This window comes from Streptomyces sp. NPDC060209, assembly GCF_042728155.1.
In the GTDB taxonomy this organism is placed as follows: domain Bacteria; phylum Actinomycetota; class Actinomycetes; order Streptomycetales; family Streptomycetaceae; genus Streptomyces.
In genome coordinates this window covers 25,922-32,090 of the sequence record NZ_JBHWZS010000073.1, presented here as the reverse complement: position 1 = coordinate 32,090, position 6,169 = coordinate 25,922, and the positions used below count along the sequence as shown (strand labels likewise).

Annotated in this window: 6 protein-coding genes; 1 reads left to right on the top strand and 5 read right to left on the bottom strand. The window is 68.6% G+C overall.

What is annotated here, in order from left to right:
- Positions 1 to 27: 27 nt before the first annotated feature.
- From ACFWFI_RS16505 to ACFWFI_RS16485, 5 genes are all read right to left on the bottom strand, one after another.
- Positions 28 to 522, bottom strand: coding sequence for a DUF4234 domain-containing protein (locus ACFWFI_RS16505; RefSeq protein ID WP_387390213.1), 495 nt, complete (start codon positions 520 to 522; stop codon positions 28 to 30).
- Between the two features lie 215 nt (positions 523 to 737).
- Positions 738 to 1,301, bottom strand: a complete 564-nt coding sequence (locus ACFWFI_RS16500; protein WP_387390211.1) for an NADPH-dependent FMN reductase — start codon at positions 1,299 to 1,301, stop codon at positions 738 to 740.
- 436 nt (positions 1,302 to 1,737) lie between these two features.
- Positions 1,738 to 2,913, bottom strand: a complete 1,176-nt coding sequence (locus tag ACFWFI_RS16495) for a macrolide family glycosyltransferase (RefSeq protein WP_387390208.1) — start codon at positions 2,911 to 2,913, stop codon at positions 1,738 to 1,740.
- A gap of 56 nt (positions 2,914 to 2,969) precedes the next feature.
- Entirely contained in the window at positions 2,970 to 3,623 is a 654-nt protein-coding gene (locus tag ACFWFI_RS16490) for a CatB-related O-acetyltransferase (RefSeq protein ID WP_387390205.1), read from the bottom strand.
- A 42-nt stretch (positions 3,624 to 3,665) separates the two neighbouring features.
- Positions 3,666 to 5,285, bottom strand: coding sequence for an ABC-F family ATP-binding cassette domain-containing protein (locus ACFWFI_RS16485; RefSeq protein WP_387390202.1), 1,620 nt, complete (start codon positions 5,283 to 5,285; stop codon positions 3,666 to 3,668).
- Between the two features lie 153 nt (positions 5,286 to 5,438).
- On the opposite strand from ACFWFI_RS16485, the gene ACFWFI_RS16480 reads away from it, so the two are divergent.
- Positions 5,439 to 6,092, top strand: a complete 654-nt coding sequence (locus ACFWFI_RS16480) for a TetR/AcrR family transcriptional regulator (protein ID WP_387390199.1) — start codon at positions 5,439 to 5,441, stop codon at positions 6,090 to 6,092.
- Positions 6,093 to 6,169: the final 77 nt, after the last annotated feature.

The window sequence follows — 6,169 nt, the reverse complement described above, 5'->3', positions numbered from 1 at the left end:
CGTGAAATCAGCGGTCGGTCGGCGAGGTCAGGCCGCGAGAGACACCGCGGTGCCCGGTGCGGCTTCGGGGTAGGCCTCGACGACCAGGTTGAGCTGGCGCTGCATGTACCAGACGTTCAGACCGAGAACGAACATCAGCCACATGCTCGTGGCGGGGCTGCACGTCACCGGCAGGCCGGCGGCGCGCTGGGCGTTCGCGATGGCCCTGCCGGTGTTTCGGAAGGAAATCAGCGGGGCGATCACGGTCCAGCCCAGGAAGAGCAGGACCAGCAGGCTGCCTGCCGGCTTCAGGGTCTGGCGCCGGTCGAACTCCTGGAGCTCGTTGTGGATCTTGTAGTACCACACCAGCTGGTAGATGCCGAGGGTTATGAGTGTCAGGCCGAGCCACACGGCGACGGGTCCGCGACGCTTCATCGCGGCGCCGGACAACTGGAGTGCGCCGGAAGCCGTGGGCGCGAGTGCGCCACCGGTCGGGCTCGAAGCGCTCGGGCTGGGCGCAGTGTTGGGCTGGGTGTCGGCCATGTGAGGTGCTCCATCTGCTGGTTCTGGTCTCAGCTGGAGCATCATGGCAGCAAGTGAAGGAGTGGTGAAGGTAATTGGAACGTAAGTGATGACTCTGTCATGTTCTTGTGATGAAGCCCGAGGTGGCGGTCAGCTGCTCGGGCCGGTTCGGGGTGGCCGGATGCTGGGATCGGCATGCTGTGGGTATCGACGTCGAATGGCGCACGTGGTGTCGTTCAGGCATGACGAAGCGGCGCGAACGCCTCTGTCGTGCGGATGACCTCGGTGAGCATGTGCTGGAGCGCGGTCTCGTGGCGTTCGGCAGGTGTGAAGGTCGCGAACTCTTCGAAGTCGGTCTGCAGCGACAGGTGGACCTGAGTGTGAACGGCCGCCAGTTGTACCGCCCCGGCGATATGCCGCAGGTGGTCGATTGCGCGGGCACCGCTGACGTTGCTGCCGTACCCGACGAAACCGGCGGCCTTGTGATTCCACTCGTTGTAGATGAAGTCGATGGCATTCTTCAGCGCGGCCGGGATCGATCGGTTGTATTCGGGCGTGACGAAGACGAACCCGTCGAGCTCGGCGATTTTGGCCGCCCAGGCGCGGGTGTGGTCGTGTTCGTAGTTGCCCATCCGCGGGGATCGCGGCTCGTCGAACAGGGGGAGGTTGTAGTCGGCGATGTCGACGAGTTCGAAGTCTGCGTCCTCCCGGGTACTGGCCGTCTTCGCGATCCATTCAGCGATCTGCGGTCCGACGCGGCCGGGGCGGGTGGTTCCGAGGATGATGCCTATGGTGGTCAAGTGGGTCTCCCGAATGCGATGTTGTCCACGGCGGGTTCAACAGGGTGGTCCGAGTAGCTCGTGCATGTGGTGTGTGTCAGCGAGTTCGACGGTGTGGATCGACGTGATCGCCCCCTTCGCCGGGCCGGCCGTAGCCCGATGCTGATCATTGACGCTCGCGATGACGGGGCGGGTCCTGTTGCCGGCGCCACGATAGCGGGTGGCAGTGTTCCCGTGGTGAGTGACGGTACAGGCGGTTCCCGAAGGGGCGATGCCGCCCATGTCGGCGTACTCCCTTGCGAGTTGGGTGGTCCGGTCGGGGACGGGTTCCTCGTGTGCGGTGTTGTGGTGCTCACCTCGGCGTTCTCCTGCGGTCGCTGTGGCTACGCGCCGCTCGCTCCGCCGGGCTGCCGGCGACGGCCAGGGCGTCGTGCTCCCCTGGCTGTGGTGGGCAGGCTCAGGCCAGCATGTTCTCGATGAGGTCTGCGGCGCGCGAGGTTCCGCCTTCTGCCTGTGCGTCGGTGCGCAGCAGTGCCGAGCGGCGGGCGACTTCCGGGTCGGTGGCCAGGTCGTTCAGGGCTGCTCGGAGGGTGTCGGCGGTGGCTTGGGGGGTGTCGATGCGACGTGCTACGCCCAGTTCAACGAGCCGGTCGGCATTCATGAACTGTTCGGCGCCCTGCGGCACGGCGATCATCGGGACGCCCGCAAGGAGTCCTTCGCCGCAGCCGCCCATGCCGGCGTGGGTGACGAAGGCGTCCGCCCGTTCCAGGATCGCCCGCTGCGGGACCCAGGGGTGTACCTCGACGTTGGGCGGAATGGTGCCGAGTTCCTGCGGGTCGGTGTATTTGCCGATCTGGAGTACGACGTGCCAGCCAGGCAGGTTGCCGTAGGCAGCCAGACACTGGCGGTAGAACTCCGGTTGGCGGGTGAACGCCGAACCCAGGGAGATCAGCAGCACGTTCTCCGCGTCGGCCGGCCGGGTCCAGCTGTCGGTGTCCGCCGTTGTGTCGAAGCACGGACCGACGAAGGTCACCGTGTCGGAGTCGACCTGCTCGGCGTGCGGCTGCATCGCCCGGGTGATCAGGGCGAGGGCCTGCGCGGGGGGTCCTGAGAAGGTGTCCACGTCGGTGGTCGATGCCCCGCAGTCGGCCAGCCACTGTGCGAACTTGGCCCGGTACGCGTCGGCGCCGGGCAGTTTCCGGAGGTGTGCCGCGACGTCCTGGTCGTAGCCGTCCCAGGCCACGAACGTCGGAGAGAGCTGCATGAGGGGCCGGTCCTGTGATTCGGCGAGCGCGCGGGCAGCGTAAGCGCCGATGTCGTACAGATACAGGTCCGCCGGGTCGTGGTCGTAGGCACTGTGCAACTGCGGGAGGGCCTGAACGGCGTCGTCGAGGAAGAGTTCCATCGCGGCGATGGGGTCGTCGGGCCAGTCGTTGTCGGCGACCGGCAGCACCGAGGTGCAGGGGATGAGTTCGGCGCCGGTGGCCGTGATCAGGTCGGTCACGGCCGGGTCGTCGGCATAAATCACCCGATGGCCGCGGGCCACCAGCTCGCGGATGATCGCGAGGCTGGGCAGGACGTGGCTGACGATGGGGATGCCGATCATCGCGATGTGGGCACGGCGGTCGGGCATGGGTGATCTCTCGTTTCGTGAGTGGGGTGGGCGGGACCGAGGTGTATCCGTCGGTGTCACTGCTGAAGGGTGTCCGGGGCAGCTGCTTCCAGCTCGGTGACCGAGCCCGACATGATCGTCCTTATGTGCTCGGTGAGGTGTTCTGGGGGCCAGTCCCACCAGGCCACGGCGAGGAGCCGGGTGACGTCCTGGTCGTCGTAGCGGTTGCGTATGAGCCGGGCCGGGTTGCCGCCCACGATGCCGTAGTCGGGTACGTCGCTGGTGACCACCGCGCCGGAGGCGATGATCGCGCCGTGTCCGATGCGTACGCCGGGCAGGACCGTCGCCCCGTGGCCGAACCAGACGTCGTTGCCGACGACGGTGTCCCCTCGGCCGGGCAGGCCGGTGAGCAGGTCGAAGTGTTCCGACCACGAGCCGCCCATGGTGGGGAAGGGGAAGGTCGAGGGGCCGTCCATGCGGTGGTTGGCGCCGTTCATGATGAACCGCACTCCGGTGCCCAGTGCGCAGAATCTTCCGATGACGAGTCTCTCCGGGCCGTAGTGGTAGAGGACATTTCGTGTCTCGAACGCGGTCGCGTCGTCCGGGTCGTCGTAGTAGGAGTACTCGCCGACTTGGATCAGCGGGGACTTCACCAGGGGCTTGAGCAGCACCACCCGGGCCTGGCCGGGCATCGGGTGCAGCACGGTGGGGTCGGCCGGAACTGGCGGCATCGTGAGTCCGATTCCTTTCTGGAGCGGTGGGGGCTGGTGACTTCAGCTTCCGGCCACGGGGGCTCGGGCGGCGTGCAGGGTCAGGCGGTTGCCCTTCCAGCGGCGTCGGAGCAGCCTGTCGTGGCTGACGAGGACGACGGAGCCGGCGAAACCGGCCAAGGCGGCCTCCAGTTCCCCGGCGAGGGATGGGGACAAGTGGTTGGTGGGCTCGTCGAGCAGCAGAACGTCCGCGGGCCGGCTGACCAGCCGTGCCAGGGCGAGCCGCTGCCGCTGGCCGGTGGAGAGCCGCGCGGTCGGCATCGCGAGCTGTGCACGGCCGAACAGCCCCAGGGCCAAGAGGCCTTCGGCGTGGCTGTCGGCCTCCCCAGCTCGTCCATGGGCGTAGGCGGCCAGAACCGTCTGCTCGGCCGAACCGGGATCGGGGTCCTGCGGGAGATAGCCGATCCGGCCACGCCTGATGACCCGCCCGCGGTCGGGTGCCAGGTCGCCGGCCAGTACGCGCAGCAGGGTGCTCTTGCCCGCGCCGTTCTCACCCGTGATCAGCAGGTGCTCGCCCGCCCGGACCGTAAGATCGATCAAGTCCAGTCTGCCTGCGACGGCGACTGTGCCCGCGCAGAGCACGTCGCCGTTCAGCTGTCCGGCGCGCAGCACAGGGGAGAAGCGCAGAGGCTCCGGCGGGGCCTGGACCGGGTCGGCCAACAGCCGGCGCAGCCGCTCCTCGGCGTTGCGGACCCTGCTGGCCAGGGACTGCTGTACGCGGGTGCCGGCCCGGTTGTACGCCAGCTTGTTGCCGTCCTTCATCGCCCGGCCGGGGGCCACTCGACGAGCGGTACCCGATGCCGAGTCACGCACCCGGTCGACCTCGGTACGCCACCGGTCGTGGCGCTGGGCCCACCGCTTGCGAGCCGCCGCCTTCTCCGCCAGGTAGCCGGCGTAGCCGTTGCCGTACCGGACGACGCCGCGTCGGTCCCCGTCGACCTCCAGCAGAGCCGTGGCGACGTGTTCGAGGAAGCTCCGGTCATGGGAGACGGTCACCGTGGTGCCCCGCCTGGTACGCAGGTGCTCCTCCAGCCACACCAATGCCTCCTCGTCCAGATGGTTCGTCGGCTCGTCCAGCAGCAGTACCTCCGGAGCGGCTGCCAGCACCGCAGCCAGACGCAGCCGGGCCTGTTCGCCGCCGGACAGACCGCCCACGGTCCGGGCACGGCCCACCTGCCGCAGGCCCAGGCCGTGCAGGGCACGTTCCACCCGGGCATCGGCGTCGTAGCCGCCGCGCAGCTCGAAGGCCGATACGGCCTCCCCGTACGCGGCGAGCGCCGACTCGTCCCCGCCTTCCATCGCTGTCTCCAGGCGGCGCATCCGCGCTTCGATCGCGCGAAGATCGCCCAAGGCCTGGTCGATGACCTGCTGGACCGTCGCATCCGGCGGCAGCAGCCCGTCCTGGGCGAGGTAGCCGACTCCGCCGTCGGCCTGCAGGACGACCTCTCCCTGGTCGGGTAGCTCACGCTTGGCGAGCAGCCGCAGCAGGGTGGTCTTGCCGGACCCGTTCTCGCCGACGATTCCGGTGCGCTCGCCCTTGGCGAGCGAGCAGGTCACCGAGTCGAGAACGGGCTTGCCGTCGAAGGACTTGCTGACAGCGAACGCAGTGATCTGGGTAGGCATGCGGGGAACTCCGAAGCAGTCGGGAACGGAACGGTCACCTGGGACCGCAGGGCCGGGAAAACGCTTCGGAAGAACACCGGTCACTCCACTAGTGCGACGACTGTTGCATTAAGATGCTGCCATGATCCAGCCACGCCCAGCAACCGGATTCCCATGACCCACTCGCCGGACCACCCGCCCGAACGCGCCCACCCTGCCGCACCGCCCGTCCGCCGACCGGGCGGCCGTACCTCCCGCATCCGCACACAAGTAATCGACGCGGTGCGCGCCGAACTCGGCGAACACGGCTACGAAGGACTCACGATGGAGGGCGTCGCAGCACGCGCGGGCGTGCACCGAGCCACGGTCTACCGGCGCTGGCAGGACGTCGGCGGCCTGATCGCGGACGTCCTCGATGCCGCCGGCGAGGACGACTGGCAACCTCCGGACACCGGCTCCCTGCGCGGCGACCTGACGGCGTTGAACGACGAGATCCAGGAATCGCTGACCGTGCAACCGTCGATCGCGGAAGCTCTGATGGCCGCTTCGTTCCGCTCCGAACAAGCCGCCCACGCCCAACAGCAGCTCTGGGAGGACCGGTACGCGCGCTGCGAGGCCCTCGTCGAGCGCGCGGTGGAACGCGGCGAACTTCCGCCGCACACGGACGCGCGAGGCCTGCTGATCGCCTCCACCGCACCGCTCTACCACCAGCTGGTACTCCTGCGCACCGCCCCCGATCCGCAGCTGCCCGGCTACGCCGCCGCCACGGCCGCCCTGGCCGCTGCTGCCGGAGCGTTCACCCGTATTGCTCCGGACCCGGAATCCTGACGGTCGGGCATGCACGGACGGTCGGGTTGCGCCTTCCCCGCCGCCTCATCAGCAGTTGCTGAGCAGCCGTCGGCCGA

What these genes read in the sequence shown, in the direction of transcription:
- ACFWFI_RS16495 (WP_387390208.1), bottom strand. Translation starts at nt 2,913, where the DNA reads ATGCCCGACCGCCGTGCCCACATCGCGATGATCGGCATCCCCATCGTC.
- ACFWFI_RS16480 (WP_387390199.1), top strand. Translation starts at nt 5,439, where the DNA reads ATGACCCACTCGCCGGACCACCCGCCCGAACGCGCCCACCCTGCCGCA.
- ACFWFI_RS16490 (WP_387390205.1), bottom strand. Translation starts at nt 3,623, where the DNA reads ATGCCGCCAGTTCCGGCCGACCCCACCGTGCTGCACCCGATGCCCGGC.
- ACFWFI_RS16505 (WP_387390213.1), bottom strand. Translation starts at nt 522, where the DNA reads ATGGCCGACACCCAGCCCAACACTGCGCCCAGCCCGAGCGCTTCGAGC.
- ACFWFI_RS16485 (WP_387390202.1), bottom strand. Translation starts at nt 5,285, where the DNA reads ATGCCTACCCAGATCACTGCGTTCGCTGTCAGCAAGTCCTTCGACGGC.